The organism is Pseudomonas sp. TWR1-1-4, assembly GCF_049897165.1.
Lineage (GTDB): Bacteria > Pseudomonadota > Gammaproteobacteria > Pseudomonadales > Pseudomonadaceae > Aquipseudomonas > Aquipseudomonas canadensis.
Genome location: NZ_JAFCVS010000005.1, coordinates 323,617 through 339,347, shown reverse-complemented (window position 1 = coordinate 339,347; position 15,731 = coordinate 323,617). Strand labels below are relative to the sequence as shown.

The window sequence follows — 15,731 nt, the reverse complement described above, 5'->3', positions numbered from 1 at the left end:
AGGCCATTTTATCCCCATTTTTGTTGTTGTGGGTTTGCGGGGGTTGGGTTTTTCTGGGCCGCCATCGCCGGCAAGCCGGCTCCTACAGGGTCAGGGCTTGACGAATTTGTCGGTCACGTACGCTGAATAGTCTGGCAACACTGCCTCAACCTTTCCTTGTTCCTTCAAGAACTTCGCCGTCTCCCCAATCGCCTTCGCCGTGCCGCCTTTAAGCAGCGCGTCAGTTTGCTGTGCCTGCGCATCCGGGAACGTGGTACCGGCTAACAGCTCCGGAATGTCGGCAGCATTTGAACCTGTCAGTTTCGCGATTTTCTGCACCGGCTCGGAGTTCACCGTCCAACCGTCCTTATGGGTCGCATACTCGGCAAACGAATCCAGGGTGACCTTGGCAAACTTGGCCACTACGTCAGGATGTTTTTCCGCGAAATCCTTACGCGCCACCCATACTTCAAAGGTCGGTGCGCCCCACTGACCCACCTGGGCCGCGTCTGTCAGGGTCTTGCCGGTCTTGCGGATTTCGCCAAGGGCCGGCGACCACACGAATGCGCCGTCGATATCGCCGCGTTTCCACGCGGCGGCAATTTCTGCCGGTTGCAGGTTCACCACCTTGACTTGCCTGGTGTCCAGACCCCAGTGCTTCAGCGCGCCGAGCAGGCTGTAATGCGAGGTTGAGACAAATGGCGTGGCGATGGTTTTGCCGATCAGATCCTTGGGTGCGTCAATGTGGCTGCCGTTACGCACCACCAATGCTTCAGAAGTATTGATCTGGGCCGATACGATGAACGCGACGATGGGTAGATTGCGAGAAGCCGCTGCCGCGAGGGGGCTGGAACCGAGATTGCCAATCTGCACATCGCCTGAGGCAATAGCGGTTACGACTTCCGGCCCACTGTTGAAACGGCGCCAGGCGATTTTTTCACCGATGGCCTTCTCATAGAGGCCGTCGGCCTGTGGGACTTTGCTGGGGTCAATGCCGGTTTGGTAGCCGATGGTTAAATCGGCGGCTTTGACACCAAAAGAAAGTATTAGTGACACAAAAACTGTAACAAATTGACGGGAGGATGTGCGTTTGGCCATGATGGCGTCGCCTTTTTGATCGTGGGTGACGTATGCAACAGTACGGCCACACTAATCGATCTAAAAAAGCGCTAACAAATACCCTTTAGGAATTAGCTTATGGAGCGGTTTGTCTACCTGACTTGTCCGCATCATGGAAAGGCTTATTCCCGAATCGTATGAAAAAGAATGAAACAATTCTTTTTGGGTGTATGAAAAACTCATTACCCTGCAGGGACCAAATCAACTGCGATTAGACGAAGGTAGTAGACACACAAGGTTACGATTGACTTGGTAGTCACTATCTGGCGCTAATCGCGCATCTGTGGATCGAGGGCGTCAGACCCGAGACCAAAGAAATACAAAAATTAGAAATGAGAGGAGCGGTACATGAAGAAGTCCACCTTGGCACTGGCTGTAGCCCTGGGCGCAATCGCTCAGCAAGCAGGCGCTGCCGGTTTCATCGAAGACAGCAAAGTAACACTGGGTCTGCGTAACTTTTACATCAACACTGACAACCGTGACTCCGCTGCTGGCACTGCTGCCAACAAGCGCGCCGGTGTTCAGAGCAAGCAGGAAGAGTGGGGCCAAGGCTTCGACCTGCGCTTCATCTCCGGTTACACCCAAGGCACCGTAGGTTTCGGCCTTGACGCAATCGGCCTGCTGGGTGTTCGCCTGGATTCCGGCGGCGGCACCAACGGCGCCACTGCTTCCTCGTACGGCGGCACTGTGTTCCCGAGCAAGTCCAATGGCGAAGCCGTTGATAACTACTCGAGCCTGGGCCTGACTGCCAAAGCCAAGATCTCCCAGACCGAACTGAAGCTGGGTACTCTGCAGCCTAAACTGCCGGTTATCGTGACCAACGATGGTCGTCTGCTGCCGCAGACCTTCCAAGGTGGCCAGATCACTACCAACGATCTCAACAAAGACCTGACGCTGGTTGCGGGTCAGATCGAAAAAGCCAAAGGTCGTAACTCCAGCAACGTCGACAATCTGTCGATCTCGGGTGCCAACTCCCGTGGCGCCGCCTGGCGTGACAGCAACAAGTTCTACTATGCCGGTGGTGACTACAAGATCACCAAGGATCTGACCGCACAGTACTACTACGGCAACCTGGAAGATTTCTACAAGCAACACTTCCTCGGCCTGACTCACAACTGGGCAATCGGCCCGGGCGTGCTGAAGTCTGACCTGCGTTACTTCAACAGCTCCGACGACGGTAAGAACGGTCACGAATCCGCCTACTTCTCGTCGGGCAACTACAGCGGTGTCAACTCAGGTCGCGGCAAGGTTGATAACAACCTGTACAGCGGTCTGTTCCTGTATACCGTTGCCGGTCACACTTTCGGTGGTGGTTATCAAGTCAGCAACGGTAGCAGTGACTTCCCTTGGTTGAACCAAGGCGACGGTTCGTCCGCTTACCTGACCACTGACATGCAGATTGCCAAGTTCGCCCGTGCTGGCGAACGTACCTGGCAAGCTCGCTACTCCTACGACTTCGCCAAGGTTGGCGTTCCTGGCCTGACCGCTGGTGTTGTGTACCTCAAAGGCACTGACATCGACACCGTCAACGGTAGCCGCGCTGAGTTCACCGGCCAGTCCGAGTGGGAGCGTGACATCACTGTTGCCTACGTTGTGCCAGAAGGTCTGTTCAAAAACGTCGGTGTTGCCTGGAAAAACGCTATGTGGCGCAACGATGTTGCTGCCGCGCGCGATCAAGACGAAAACCGCGTCATCGTAAGCTACACCTACGCATTCAAGTAACTGCGTAAAACCTTGCCCGGTGCAACACCGGGCAAGGTGTCTTGCTTTCAAGTCGGGCTAAACCCCCGCAAGCCCTTCCTGAACCCCTCTGTGTACAGCGTCTCAAGGCCTTCTCGAACCTTGGAAACGATGGTGCTCCTCGCCTTCGAATACGTCCAATGAACAGATTTTTAATATTCCTTTATCGTCTAGATAAATCGATATTTATTCTTTTTAAATAATCCACAATCCATGCACAGTGGGCTCCATAAGCACTCACCAGGAGCCACACCATGAGCCTAAGACTGGGCGATATCGCCCCCGACTTCGAACAGGATTCCAGCGCCGGCAAAATTCGTTTCCACGAATGGCTGGGCGATAGCTGGGGTGTGCTGTTTTCCCACCCGGCGGACTTCACCCCGGTGTGCACCACTGAGCTGGGCTTCACTGCCAAGCTCAAGGACGAATTCGCCCAGCGCGGCGTCAAGGCCATCGCCCTGTCGGTCGACCCGGTGGACTCGCACCACAAGTGGATCGAAGACATCAACGAAACCCAGAACACTATCGTCAACTTCCCGATCCTGGCCGACGCCGATCGCAAGGTGTCCGACCTCTACGACCTGATTCACCCCAACGCCAGTGACACGCTCACCGTGCGCTCCTTGTTCGTGATCGACCCGAACAAGAAGATCCGCCTGACCATCACCTACCCGGCCAGCACCGGGCGCAATTTCCACGAAATCCTGCGGGTCATCGACTCGTTGCAGCTTACCGACAACCACAAGGTCGCCACGCCCGCCAACTGGCAGGACGGTGATGAAGTGGTGATCGTGCCGTCGCTCAAGGACGAGGAGGAAATCAAGAAACGCTTTCCGAAGGGTTACCGGGCGGTGAAGCCTTACCTGCGGCTCACCCCTCAGCCCAACCGTTGATGCTGATGTCGCTACCGCCGGCAAGTCGGCTCCTACAGGTGATCACATTCCAGTTGTAGGAGCCGGCTTGCCGGCGATGGCGATCGTTCTGAAGAATCACATAGCAGGGGTTTTCAGGCCGTTTTAACGGCCTTTTTTTTCGCCTGGGATTTGATAATTTTTATATGCATTTAAGGAATAAACACATGAAAAAATAAGATTTAAAGATATATGAATCTGCTGATAATGTCTGTTCCATCTTGGCGCCATCGCCACACAGCGAACCGCCGACACCTGCTCAAGGAATTCCTGCATGTTGGTCGTAACACTTGGAGGCAGTCCCAGCCAGCGTTCCCGCTCCGGGGTGTTGCTGGATAAAACCCGTCAGTGGTTGCAAGACAAAGGCGTAGAAGTGGTGAGTTACCAGATACGGGACTTCCCGGCTGAAGACTTGCTGCATGCGCGCTTCGACAGCCCCAAGGTCATCGACCTGCTGCAACAAGTGGCTAACGCTGATGGCCTGGTGATCGCTACGCCGGTCTACAAGGCTTCGTTTTCCGGAGCGCTGAAAACCGTGCTGGACCTGCTGCCCGAACGCGCACTGGCCCACAAGATCGTATTGCCGATGGCGACCGGTGGCAGCATCGCCCACATGCTGGCGGTGGACTACGCCCTGAAGCCGGTGCTGTCGGCGCTGAAGGCCCAGGAGTTGCTCCACGGCATCTTCGCCGAAGACAGCCAGATCGCGTACGGCGAAGGCAGCGCCCAGGCGCAACTGGTGCCGGTACTTGAACACCGTTTGCACGAGGCCCTGGAAACGCTGTATGGCGCCATGGCCCGTCGCCCGAAACCGCTGGACCCTCATGTGTTGAATGAACGTTTGTTGAGTGCTCGCTGGAGCATTTAAGCCACACCGAAATGTAAAAAAACTCACCTTACTCAGCCGCCAACGGCCAAGCAGGTGCAGCCAACCCCCTGAACGCACTATTTGGAGAGAGCGCCATGCGCACTGTCATCTTGCGTCGTGGTCTGGTCGCACTGTTTGCTGCGGCTGTGTCCTTCGGCGTCATTGTTCAAGCTCAAGCCGCCGAGACCCTGCGGATCGGTTATCAGAAGTACGGCACGCTGGTGCTGCTCAAAGCCAAGGGCACCTTGGAGAAACGCCTGGCTGCCCAAGGCGTGAACGTGCAGTGGACCGAGTTTCCTGGCGGCCCGCAATTGCTGGAAGGCCTGAACGTCGGCTCCATCGACTTCGGCGTGACTGGCGAAACCCCACCGGTCTTCGCTCAGGCCGCTGGCGCCGATTTGCTCTACGTGGCCTACGAGCCACCCGCGCCGACCAGCGAAGCGATCCTGGTGCCGAAAGATTCGCCGATCAAATCCGTGTCCGAGCTCAAGGGCAAGAAAATCGTCCTGAACAAAGGCTCCAACGTGCATTACCTGCTGGTGCGTGCCCTGGAAGACGCCGGCCTGAAATACACCGACGTGCAGACTGTGTTCCTGCCGCCCGCCGATGCGCGTGCCGCCTTCGAGCGTGGCAGCGTGGACGCCTGGGTCATCTGGGACCCGTACCAGGCCGCCGCCGAGAAACAACTGCAAGCCCGCACCCTGCGTGACGGTACTGGCATTGCCGACAACCACCAGTTTTATCTCGCGACCAAGCCTTACGCTGAAAAACACCCTGAAGTGGTCAAGGCGCTGATCGAAGAAGTGCGCGCCGTGGGCGAGTGGTCCAAGGCCAACCCGCAGGAAGTGACTGAGCAAGTTGCCCCGCTGCTCGGCCTGCCGGCTGACATCACCCTGACCTCGGTGAAACGCCAAGGCTACGGCGCGCTGTTCCTGACCCCGGAAGTGGTCGCCGCCCAGCAGAAAATCGCCGACAGCTTCTACCAGCTCAAATTGATCCCCAAGCCCTTGAACATCAAGGACGTGATCTGGACACCCCCCGCCGCCGTTGCCAAAGCGCCGTAATCCGACTTCTTCAGGAGACAACTCCATGAGCCTCAATATTTTCTGGTTCCTGCCTACCCACGGCGACGGCCATTACCTTGGCACCGCCGAAGGCGCTCGCGCCGTTGACCACGGATACCTGCAGCAAGTGGCCCAGGCCGCTGACCGTCTGGGTTTCGGCGGGGTGCTGATCCCTACCGGTCGCTCCTGCGAAGACTCGTGGCTGGTGGCCGCCTCGCTGATCCCGGTGACCCAGCGTCTGAAATTCCTGGTCGCCCTGCGCCCCGGGATCATTTCGCCGACGGTGGCGGCGCGTCAGGCTGCGACCCTGGATCGTCTGTCCGGCGGGCGTGCCTTGTTCAACCTGGTCACTGGCGGTGACCCGGAAGAATTGGCCGGTGACGGCTTGTTCCTCAGTCATGAAGAGCGTTACCAAGCCTCGGTGGAATTTACCCGCATCTGGCGCCGTGTGCTGGAAGGCGAAACCGTGGACTACGACGGCGAACACATCAGCGTCAAAGGCGCCAAGCTGCTGTATCCGCCGATCCAGCAACCGCGTCCGCCCCTGTACTTCGGCGGTTCCTCCGAGGCGGCCCAGGACCTGGCGGCCGAGCAGGTGGAGATGGTGCTGACGTGGGGTGAGCCACCGGCAGCGGTTGCGGAAAAAATCGAACAGGTTCGCGCCAAGGCCGCGAAGCTTGGGCGCACCGTGCGTTTCGGCATTCGTTTGCATGTGATCGTGCGTGAAACCAACGACGAAGCGTGGAAAGCCGCCGACAAACTGATCTCCCACCTGGACGATGACACCATCGCCCGTGCCCAGGCTTCCCTGGCGCGGTTCGATTCCGTCGGCCAGCAACGTATGGCGGCGCTGCATGGTGGCAACCGCGACAACCTCGAAGTCAGCCCTAATCTGTGGGCCGGCGTCGGCCTGGTGCGTGGCGGCGCAGGCACCGCGCTGGTGGGCGATGGCCCCACCGTGGCGGAACGCGTGAAGGAATACGCCGCGCTGGGCATCGACACTTTTATCTTCTCCGGTTATCCACACCTCGAAGAGTCATATCGCGTCGCGGAACTGCTGTTCCCCCACCTGGATATCGAACGTCCCGAGTTGCCGAAAAGTGCCGGCTACGTCAGCCCGTTCGGCGAAATGGTCGCCAACGACATCCTTCCCAAAGCTGCGTCGGCGAGCTGAGGCAGCCCATGAACTATGAAAAATTGAGCCATCGGATAGCGCCCTGGGTACTCCCGATTTTGTTACTCGCGGTGTGGCAGTTGTCGGTCTCGGCGGGTTGGTTGTCGACGCGCATTCTGCCAGCGCCGAGTGCCGTAATCGCAGCCGGTGTGCACTTGGTCGCCAGTGGCGAAATCTGGACTCACCTAGCCATCAGCGGCTGGCGTGCGGGTTTGGGCTTCGTGATTGGTGGCAGCATCGGCCTGGCCCTGGGCTTTATCACCGGCCTGTCGAAGTGGGGCGAACGCCTGCTGGACAGCTCGGTGCAGATGATCCGCAACGTGCCGCATTTGGCGCTGATTCCGCTGGTGATCCTGTGGTTCGGCATTGATGAGACCGCGAAGATTTTCCTGGTCGCCCTCGGCACGCTGTTTCCGATTTACCTCAACACCTACCACGGCATTCGCAACGTCGACCCGGCGCTGGTGGAAATGTCGCGCAGCTACGGCTTGTCCGGGTTCAGCCTGTTCCGGCAGGTGATCCTGCCGGGCGCACTGCCATCGATTTTGGTGGGCGTGCGCTTTGCCCTGGGTTTCATGTGGCTGACGCTGATCGTGGCAGAAACCATCTCCGCCAGCTCCGGTATTGGCTACCTGGCGATGAACGCCCGCGAATTCCTGCAAACCGATGTGGTGGTACTGGCCATCGTCATGTACGCGATCCTCGGCAAGCTCGCGGACCTGGCGGCTCGCGGCCTGGAACGTGTGTGGCTGCGCTGGCACCCGGCGTATCAAGTGAATAAAGGAGGTGCGGCATGACAGCTCAACAACCCCCGCGCCTGCTCAAGGGCATTCCCCTGGCGGTACGCAAGTTGCGCAAGGCCTTTGGCGCGCGCGAAGTGCTCAAGGACATCGACCTGCACATCCCCGCCGGTCAATTCGTTGCGGTGGTCGGGCGCAGCGGTTGCGGCAAAAGTACTTTGCTGCGCCTGCTGGCCGGCCTGGACAAGGCCAGCGGCGGCGAGCTGCTGGCCGGTTCCGCACCGCTGAGCGAAGCCATTGAAGACACGCGGTTGATGTTCCAGGAAGCGCGCCTGTTGCCGTGGAAAAAGATCATCGACAACGTCGGCCTGGGCCTTAAAGGCAACTGGCGCCCCAAAGCGTTGGAAGCCCTGGAAGCGGTCGGCCTGGCTGAGCGCGCCAATGAATGGCCGGCGGCGCTGTCCGGCGGGCAGAAGCAACGCGTGGCCCTGGCCCGTGCGCTGATCCACCAACCGCGCTTGTTGCTGCTGGATGAGCCGTTGGGTGCGCTGGATGCCTTGACCCGTATCGAGATGCAGCAACTGATCGAAAACCTGTGGCAGAAGCACGGGTTCACCGTGTTGCTGGTGACCCACGACGTCAGCGAAGCCGTGGCGATTGCCGACCGGGTGATCCTGATCGAGGACGGTGAAATCGGCTTGGACCTGATCGTCGACCTGCCACGCCCACGGGCCCGCGGCTCACATCGCCTGGCCGCACTGGAAGCTGAAGTGCTCAACCGTGTGTTGTCCCTGCCGGGGTCGCCGCCGGAACCCGAACCTGTTTCACCGCTGCCTACGCAATTGCGCTGGGCTCAATAACTCACTTGTCCTACGAAGAGAGAACGACATGACTATTAAAGCGATCAACGTGCGTAACCAGTTCAAAGGCACCATCAAGGAAATCGTCGAAGGCGACGTGCTGTCGGAAATCGACGTGCAGACCGCGTCCGGCATCGTGACGTCCGTGATCACCACCCGCTCGGTCAAAGAGCTGGAACTGGTGATTGGCAGTGAAGTGATTGCCTTCGTTAAATCCACCGAGGTGTCGATCGCCAAGTTGTGATTGCACAAGCCACTGTAGGAGCTGGCTTGCCGGCGATAGGCCCTCACGCCTTGCGGTGATGTCGGGAGCGCTATCGCCGGCAAGCCGGCTCCTACAGGTTTTTGCGCTTGGGCAGATACGGCGGCAGGTAAAGCCCCACATACGCATCAAACACCCGCATCCCTTCATCCGCCATGCGCGGCGTGATCAGCCCATGCTGATGCACCGAGCGCGCATACACGCGGTCGCTCAGTTCCAACGCCAAGGCAAACACGTCTACATCGCTGGGCAGTGTCGGCACTTCAAAGTGGCGATTGAACACTTCCAGCATCAGGTTTCCCAACTCCAGATCATGCTGGCGATCCGCCTGGGTCACTTCAGTAAGCCCATGTTGGGCCAGGATCAACTGGCGTGCGGCGGCATCCTGGTCGTAGATGGCGAGCATGCGTTGCTCGACGATGCAGGACAGGTCGCGCCAGTGCTTGAGTGAATCGTGCTCGATGGGCGCCTGGATCGCAGCCCGGAAGGCCGCGTGGACGTCTGCCGTGAGTGCCTCCAGCAAGGCCGGTACGCTGGCGAAGAAGTGATACACCGACGACGGTGGAATCTGCGCACGCTCGGCCACGCTGTAGATCGACAAACCCGCCACGCCTTCGGCCGCCAGCAAGGTGCGGGCGGCGTCGAGGATCGCGTCGATCCGGGCCTGGCTGCGGGCGCGGGGTTTGCGAGGGGCGGCGGGGCGGGTGGTCATGGAGGTCTCCTACAAGGCAGGGGGCATTGTACGCAGAGCCTGAGGATGATCCATACCTAGCGCGGAGGCTTTTGTGGTGAGCGAGCTTGCCCCGCGCTGGGCTGCGAAGCGGCCCCAATAAAAACGCCGCATTCTGTCAGGCAGAATGCGGCGTCTGGTTTTAGGGCGGCTTCGCCACCCAGCGCGGAGCAAGCCCGCTCACCACAGCAAGCCTACTCACCGCAGTTACGGCAGCAACCGCTTACACGGTATGCAAGTACCAGTTGTACTCAAGGTCGGAGATGGAGTGTTCGAACTCTTCCAGCTCACTTTCCTTACAGGCGACGAAGATATCGATGTATTTAGGATCGATGTACTTGGCCATCACCTCGCTGTCGTCCAACTCGCGCAATGCATCGCGCAGGTTGTTCGGCAGGCTTTGCTCGTTTTGCTCGTAGCTGTTGCCTTCCACCGGTGCATTAGGCTCGATCTTGTTGGTCAGGCCGTGGTGCACGCCTGCCAGGACCGAAGCCATCAGCAGGTAAGGGTTGGCGTCGGCACCGGCAACACGGTGTTCGATACGTACGGCATCGGACGAGCCAGTCGGTACGCGGATCGCCACGGTGCGGTTATCCAGGCCCCAGCACGGCGAGTTCGGCACGTAGAACTGTGCGCCGAAACGACGGTAGGAGTTGACGTTGGGGCACAGGAACGCCATTTGGGCGGGCAGGGTCTCGAGCACACCGCCGATCGCGTGACGCAATGCGGCGTTCTGCTCGGGATCCTCGCTGGCAAAGATGTTCTTGCCGTCCTTGTCCAGAATGGAGATGTGTACGTGCAAACCGTTGCCTGCCTGGCCTGGGTAAGGCTTGGCCATGAAGGTGGTGTCCATTTCATGGTCGTAGGCGATGTTCTTGATCAGGCGCTTGAGCAGTACCGCGTAGTCGCAGGCCTTGATCGGGTCGGCCACGTGGTGCAGGTTCACTTCGAACTGCGCCGGAGCACTTTCCTTGACGATGGCGTCGGCCGGGATGCCTTGCTCTTTGGCACCTTCCAGAATGTCCTGGAGGCAGTCGACGTATTCGTCGAGGTCGTCGATCAGGTAGACCTGTGTCGAGTGCGGGCGTTTGCCGGAGATCGGCGAGCGGGGCGGTTGTGGGCGGCCGTTCACGTTCTCCTGGTCGATCAGGTAGAACTCAAGCTCGAAGGCGGCGCAGATGGTCAGACCGAGGTCGTCAAATTTGCTTACAACTTGGCGGAGCACTTCGCGCGGATCGGCGAAGAAAGGTTCACCTTCAAGTTCGTGCATGGTCATCAGCAATTGCGCGGTAGGGCGCTTTTGCCAAGGTTCATTGCACAGGGTATCGGGGATTGGATAACAGATTCGGTCAGCATCACCGATGTCCAGGCCCAGACCGGTGCTTTCCACCGTAGAGCCGTTGATATCCAGGGCAAATAAAGAGGCAGGCAGGTTAATGCCCTTCTCGTAAACCTTGTGGAGGCTGGTGCGTTCGATGCGCTTGCCGCGCACCACACCATTCATATCCGCAATTAGAAGGTCTACGTACAGAACCTCAGGATGATCCTTAAGGAACGCGTTCGCTTCGTTAAGCTGAACGGCACGCGGGGGTACCGACATGATGCAACACCTTTGTTGTTAAAAATATCAATCATTGATCTTTTCTGGTTTCAGTCAACCCGAACGGCATGCCGAAGTCAAGCGAGGCCTTTTTTGCCCTAAAAAAGCGCTGCGATGGCTTTTTTGGGGCTTTTTGGGGCGGTTTTTTGGGTTTGAAGGTCTTGGGACTAGCAGGCTTGAGCGCCCCGTGTTGTATTTTTTACGGGGGTGTTGTGTAAAAAAATGAACAAGGCTAAGCTCGATTCAAACCCATAACAGCAATAATACCGGGGTGCTTCATGTTTCACCTGCCGCCCAACGGCGTCTTGGCCTGCTTCAGCCAGGCTGTGTCATCCGTCCATTCCTCCCGCGTGAATGCCCGCGCACCGGCCAATATTCTTGACGCCCGGGCCAGCCTCTTTTTTGCCTCCTCATTTGCCACCGAACGGCATGCGCCCCGCATGCTGCTCAAGATTACGCACAACTTTGGCGTGAGGAATGCAACGCAGCAGCAAATGGCAGGTAAGCTCCTACCCTGAATGAAAAAACGACGCGGATGCTGCGTCAACCAACGCCTGGCCTTTAATGGATGCCAGGAAACCCAGCCCAGAGGCATTTATGAGTAACAACCTCGACCAGCTCACCGATTGGTTGAAAGACCACAAGATCACAGAAGTCGAATGCATGATTGGCGACCTCACCGGTATCACCCGGGGCAAGATCTCGCCGACCAACAAGTTCATCGCCGAAAAAGGCATGCGCCTGCCCGAGAGCGTGCTGTTGCAGACCGTGACCGGCGACTATGTCGAAGACGACATCTATTACGAATTGCTCGACCCGGCCGACATCGACATGATCTGCCGCCCTGACCAGAACGCTGTGTACCTGGTGCCCTGGGCCATCGAGCCCACCGCCCAGGTGATCCACGACACCTACGACAAGCAAGGCAACCCGATCGAGCTGTCGCCGCGCAACGTACTCAAGAAAGTCCTCAAGCTCTACGCCGACAGGGGCTGGCAGCCCATCGTGGCGCCGGAGATGGAGTTCTACCTGACCAAGCGCTGCGAAGACCCGGACTTCCCGCTGCAACCGCCGATTGGTCGTTCCGGTCGCCCGGAGACCGGTCGCCAGTCTTTCTCTATAGAAGCGGCCAACGAATTCGACCCGTTGTTCGAAGACGTCTACGACTGGTGCGAATTGCAGGAGCTGGACCTTGACACCCTGATCCACGAAGACGGCACCGCGCAGATGGAAATCAACTTCCGTCACGGCGATGCGCTGTCCCTGGCCGACCAGATCCTGGTGTTCAAGCGCACCATGCGTGAAGCCGCGCTCAAGCACAACGTGGCCGCCACCTTCATGGCCAAGCCCATGACCGGTGAGCCCGGCAGCGCGATGCACCTGCACCAGAGCATTATCGACATCGCCACCGGCAAGAACGTCTTCTCCAATGAAGACGGGACCATGAGCCAGCTGTTCCTCAACCACATTGGCGGCCTGCAGAAATTCATCCCTGAATTGCTGCCGCTGTTTGCCCCCAACGTGAACTCGTTCCGCCGCTTCCTGCCCGACACCTCGGCGCCGGTGAACGTGGAGTGGGGCGAAGAAAACCGCACCGTCGGCTTGCGCGTACCGGATGCCGGCCCGCAGAACCGTCGTGTGGAAAACCGTCTGCCGGGCGCCGATGCCAACCCGTACCTGGCGATTGCCGCCAGCTTGTTGTGCGGCTACATCGGCATGGTCGAAGGCCATAACCCGAGCGCGCCAGTGGTGGGTCGTGGTTACGAGCGACGCAACCTGCGCCTGCCGTTGACCATCGAAGACGCCCTGGAACGCATGGAAAACAGCAAGACCATCGAAAAATACCTGGGTCAAAAATTCATCACAGGCTACGTCGCGGTCAAGCGGGCCGAGCATGAAAACTTCAAGCGCGTGATCAGTTCGTGGGAGCGGGAATTCCTGCTCTTCGCCGTCTGATGCGCCGGGCGCGCCCTTTAAACGGCGCGCCCTTCACTGAAAAGTCTAGGAGATTGGTATGTCCAGCAACAACCCGCAAACCCGTGAATGGCAAGCCTTGAGCAGTGATCACCACCTGGCGCCGTTCAGCGACTTCAAGCAATTGAAAGAGAAAGGCCCGCGCATCATTACCAAAGCCCACGGCGTTTACCTGTGGGACAGCGAAGGCAACAAGATCCTCGACGGCATGGCCGGCCTGTGGTGCGTGGCGATCGGTTACGGTCGCGATGAACTGGCTGACGCCGCCGCCAAGCAGATGAAACAACTGCCGTACTACAACCTGTTCTTCCAGACCGCTCACCCGCCGGTGCTGGAACTGGCCAAGGCCATTTCCGACATCGCGCCTGCCGGCATGAACCACGTGTTCTTCACCGGTTCCGGCTCCGAAGGCAACGACACCATGTTGCGCATGGTTCGCCACTACTGGGCGATCAAGGGCCGGCCAAACAAGAAAACCATCATCAGCCGCAAGAATGGCTACCACGGCTCCACCGTGGCCGGCGCCAGCCTGGGCGGCATGACGTATATGCATGAGCAGGGCGACTTGCCGATCCCTGGCATCACCCACATCGCCCAGCCTTACTGGTTTGGCGAAGGCGGCGACATGAGCCCCGAAGAATTCGGCGTGTGGGCTGCCAACCAGTTGGAAGAAAAGATTCTGGAGCTGGGCGTGGACAACGTCGGCGCCTTTATTGCCGAGCCGATCCAGGGTGCCGGTGGCGTGATCGTGCCACCCGCCACCTACTGGCCGCGCATCAAGGAAATCCTCGCCAAGTACGACATCCTGTTCATTGCCGACGAAGTGATCTGCGGTTTCGGTCGCACCGGTGAGTGGTTCGGTAGCGATTTCTACGACCTCAAGCCCCACATGATGACCATCGCCAAGGGCCTGACCTCGGGCTACATCCCCATGGGCGGCCTGATCGTGCGCGATGAAGTGGTGGACGTCCTCAACGAAGGCGGTGATTTCAACCACGGCTTCACCTACTCCGGTCACCCGGTGGCGGCGGCAGTGGCGCTGGAAAACATCCGCATCATGCGCGATGAAAAAATCGTTAACCGGGTCCACGACGAAACGGCACCGTATTTGCAGAAACGTCTGAGGGAATTGGCGGATCATCCGCTGGTGGGCGAAGTGCGCGGTGTGGGTATGCTCGGTGCCATCGAACTGGTGCAGGACAAAGCCACCCGCAAGCGTTACGAAGGCAAGGGCGTCGGCATGATCTGCCGCACGTTCTGCTTCGAAAATGGCCTGATCATGCGCGCCGTCGGCGACACCATGATCATTTCGCCACCGCTGGTGATCAGCAAGGCAGAGATCGACGAGCTGGTCACTAAAGCTCGCCAGTGCCTGGACCTGACTTTGGCGGCATTGCAGGGCTAAGTGCTAGGCTCAGAACGCAGCGGCTTTCGGGCGCTGCGTCTGAGTGGTTATAAAAATGGGGGCATTGGTTGAAAGCCGGCCCTCGAACTTGCCAGACTGTCGCCCTGTTTTGTTGCCCTTTGGCTGGGCCTCGAAACATATGAAGCTTGTGGCCCAAAAAAGAAAAAATTGGAGCATCACCAAATGAAGGCATTAGGTTTGAAGAACGCTGGCAAGACCCTCCTCGCCTTGTCCCTGATGGGCGCAATGGCGGGCGCGGCCCAGGCCGACGATAAAGTGCTGCACGTCTACAACTGGTCCGACTACATTGCACCGGACACCATCGCCAACTTTGAAAAAGAGTCCGGCATCAAGGTGGTGTACGACGTTTTCGATAGTAACGAGACCCTGGAAGCCAAGTTGCTGGCAGGCAAGTCCGGTTACGACATCGTCGTACCGTCGAACAACTTCCTCGCCAAGCAGATCAAGGCCGGTGTCTACCAGGAGCTGGACAAGTCCAAGCTATCCAACTACGACAACCTGAACAAATCCCTGCTTAAAGCCGTGTCGGTCAGCGACCCGGACAACAAGCACGCCTTCCCGTACATGTGGGGCTCCATCGGCATCGGCTACAACCCGGAGAAGGTCAAGGCCGCGCTGGGCGTGGACAAGATCGATTCGTGGGACGTGCTGCTCAAGCCAGAGAACATCGCCAAGCTGAAAAGCTGCGGCGTGAGCTTCCTCGATTCGCCAACCGAAATGCTGCCGGTGGCGCTGCATTATCTGGGCCTGCCGACCGACACCCAGAAGAAGGCCGACCTGAAGCAGGCTGAAGACCTGTTCCTGAAAATCCGTCCTTCGATCGGCTACTTCCACTCGTCCAAATACATCTCCGACCTGGCCAACGGCAACATCTGCGTGGCCGTGGGTTACTCGGGTGACATCGAACAGGCCAAGTCCCGCGCGGCTGAAGCCGGTGGCAAGGTCAAGGTGGCCTACGATATTCCGAAAGAAGGCGCTGGCAGCTTCTTCGACATGGTCGCCATCCCTAAAGATGCCGAGAACGTCGACGCCGCCTACAAGTTCATGAACTACCTGCTCAAACCGGAAGTCATGGCTGAAATCACCAACAGCGTGCACTTCCCGAACGGTAACGAGAAGGCTACCGCACTGGTCGACAAAGAAATCACCAGCGACCCGGGCATCTACCCGCCAGCGGACGTGCAGGCCAAGCTCTACGCCATTGCTGACCTGCCGGCTGCAACCCAGCGTGAAATGACACGCAGCTGGACCAAGATCAAGTCCGGTAAATAAGCCTTAAAAGCT

General features: G+C 58.6%; 15 protein-coding genes. 12 read left to right on the top strand and 3 right to left on the bottom strand.

The annotated features are described in order from the left end of the window. Positions 1 to 90 precede the first annotated feature (90 nt). Complete coding sequence (gene tauA, locus ACP7C6_RS17335) at positions 91 to 1,077, bottom strand: taurine ABC transporter substrate-binding protein (RefSeq protein ID WP_028618378.1); 987 nt, start codon at positions 1,075 to 1,077, stop codon at positions 91 to 93. Positions 1,078 to 1,446: 369 nt separating this feature from the next. Here tauA and ACP7C6_RS17330 point away from each other — a divergent pair, with 369 nt between their 5' ends. The 8 genes from ACP7C6_RS17330 to ACP7C6_RS17295 all read left to right on the top strand — a co-directional run bounded on the left by ACP7C6_RS17330 (position 1,447) and on the right by ACP7C6_RS17295 (position 8,699). Further along, entirely contained in the window at positions 1,447 to 2,820 is a 1,374-nt protein-coding gene (locus ACP7C6_RS17330; protein WP_028618377.1) for an OprD family porin, read from the top strand. 272 nt (positions 2,821 to 3,092) lie between these two features. Continuing rightward, on the top strand, positions 3,093 to 3,731 hold the full coding sequence (locus tag ACP7C6_RS17325; protein ID WP_016978988.1) for a peroxiredoxin: 639 nt from the start codon (positions 3,093 to 3,095) through the stop codon (positions 3,729 to 3,731). A gap of 292 nt (positions 3,732 to 4,023) precedes the next feature. Further along, a complete protein-coding gene (ssuE, locus tag ACP7C6_RS17320) occupies positions 4,024 to 4,617 on the top strand; it encodes an NADPH-dependent FMN reductase (protein WP_015886424.1) in 594 nt (197 codons plus the stop codon). Between the two features lie 95 nt (positions 4,618 to 4,712). Then, positions 4,713 to 5,681 (top strand): sulfonate ABC transporter substrate-binding protein, encoded by a 969-nt coding sequence (locus ACP7C6_RS17315; RefSeq protein WP_028618376.1) that lies wholly within the window; start codon positions 4,713 to 4,715, stop codon positions 5,679 to 5,681. Positions 5,682 to 5,706: 25 nt separating this feature from the next. Continuing rightward, on the top strand, positions 5,707 to 6,855 hold the full coding sequence (gene ssuD, locus ACP7C6_RS17310) for an FMNH2-dependent alkanesulfonate monooxygenase (RefSeq protein WP_028618375.1): 1,149 nt from the start codon (positions 5,707 to 5,709) through the stop codon (positions 6,853 to 6,855). Between the two features lie 8 nt (positions 6,856 to 6,863). Next, positions 6,864 to 7,652, top strand: coding sequence for an aliphatic sulfonate ABC transporter permease SsuC (gene ssuC / locus ACP7C6_RS17305; protein ID WP_028618374.1), 789 nt, complete (start codon positions 6,864 to 6,866; stop codon positions 7,650 to 7,652). Then, positions 7,649 to 8,455 carry an aliphatic sulfonates ABC transporter ATP-binding protein gene (ssuB, locus tag ACP7C6_RS17300; RefSeq protein WP_016978995.1) on the top strand — a complete coding sequence of 269 codons (807 nt, stop codon included), beginning with the start codon at positions 7,649 to 7,651 and terminating at the stop codon, positions 8,453 to 8,455. Before ssuC ends, ssuB begins: the two co-directional genes overlap by 4 nt. A 28-nt stretch (positions 8,456 to 8,483) precedes the next feature. Further along, positions 8,484 to 8,699: a TOBE domain-containing protein gene (locus tag ACP7C6_RS17295; RefSeq protein WP_003213899.1), complete on the top strand. Its 216-nt coding sequence runs from the start codon at positions 8,484 to 8,486 to the stop codon at positions 8,697 to 8,699. A 91-nt stretch (positions 8,700 to 8,790) separates the two neighbouring features. Here ACP7C6_RS17295 and ACP7C6_RS17290 read toward each other — a convergent pair whose 3' ends face one another. Beyond that, on the bottom strand, positions 8,791 to 9,429 hold the full coding sequence (locus ACP7C6_RS17290) for a TetR/AcrR family transcriptional regulator (RefSeq protein WP_028618373.1): 639 nt from the start codon (positions 9,427 to 9,429) through the stop codon (positions 8,791 to 8,793). 241 nt (positions 9,430 to 9,670) lie between these two features. After that, positions 9,671 to 11,047 carry a glutamine synthetase family protein gene (locus ACP7C6_RS17285; RefSeq protein ID WP_010207341.1) on the bottom strand — a complete coding sequence of 459 codons (1,377 nt, stop codon included), beginning with the start codon at positions 11,045 to 11,047 and terminating at the stop codon, positions 9,671 to 9,673. A gap of 278 nt (positions 11,048 to 11,325) precedes the next feature. On the opposite strand from ACP7C6_RS17285, the gene ACP7C6_RS17280 reads away from it, so the two are divergent. From ACP7C6_RS17280 to ACP7C6_RS17265, 4 genes are all read left to right on the top strand, one after another. Next, positions 11,326 to 11,565, top strand: coding sequence for a hypothetical protein (locus ACP7C6_RS17280; RefSeq protein WP_028618372.1), 240 nt, complete (start codon positions 11,326 to 11,328; stop codon positions 11,563 to 11,565). Between the two features lie 79 nt (positions 11,566 to 11,644). Then, the gene (locus ACP7C6_RS17275; RefSeq protein WP_028618371.1) at positions 11,645 to 13,003 is read left to right on the top strand and encodes a glutamine synthetase family protein; all 1,359 of its coding nucleotides are present in this window, start codon (positions 11,645 to 11,647) and stop codon (positions 13,001 to 13,003) included. Between the two features lie 58 nt (positions 13,004 to 13,061). After that, positions 13,062 to 14,426, top strand: coding sequence for an aspartate aminotransferase family protein (locus ACP7C6_RS17270; protein ID WP_426109035.1), 1,365 nt, complete (start codon positions 13,062 to 13,064; stop codon positions 14,424 to 14,426). A gap of 198 nt (positions 14,427 to 14,624) precedes the next feature. Continuing rightward, entirely contained in the window at positions 14,625 to 15,719 is a 1,095-nt protein-coding gene (locus ACP7C6_RS17265; RefSeq protein ID WP_028618369.1) for a polyamine ABC transporter substrate-binding protein, read from the top strand. Positions 15,720 to 15,731: the final 12 nt, after the last annotated feature.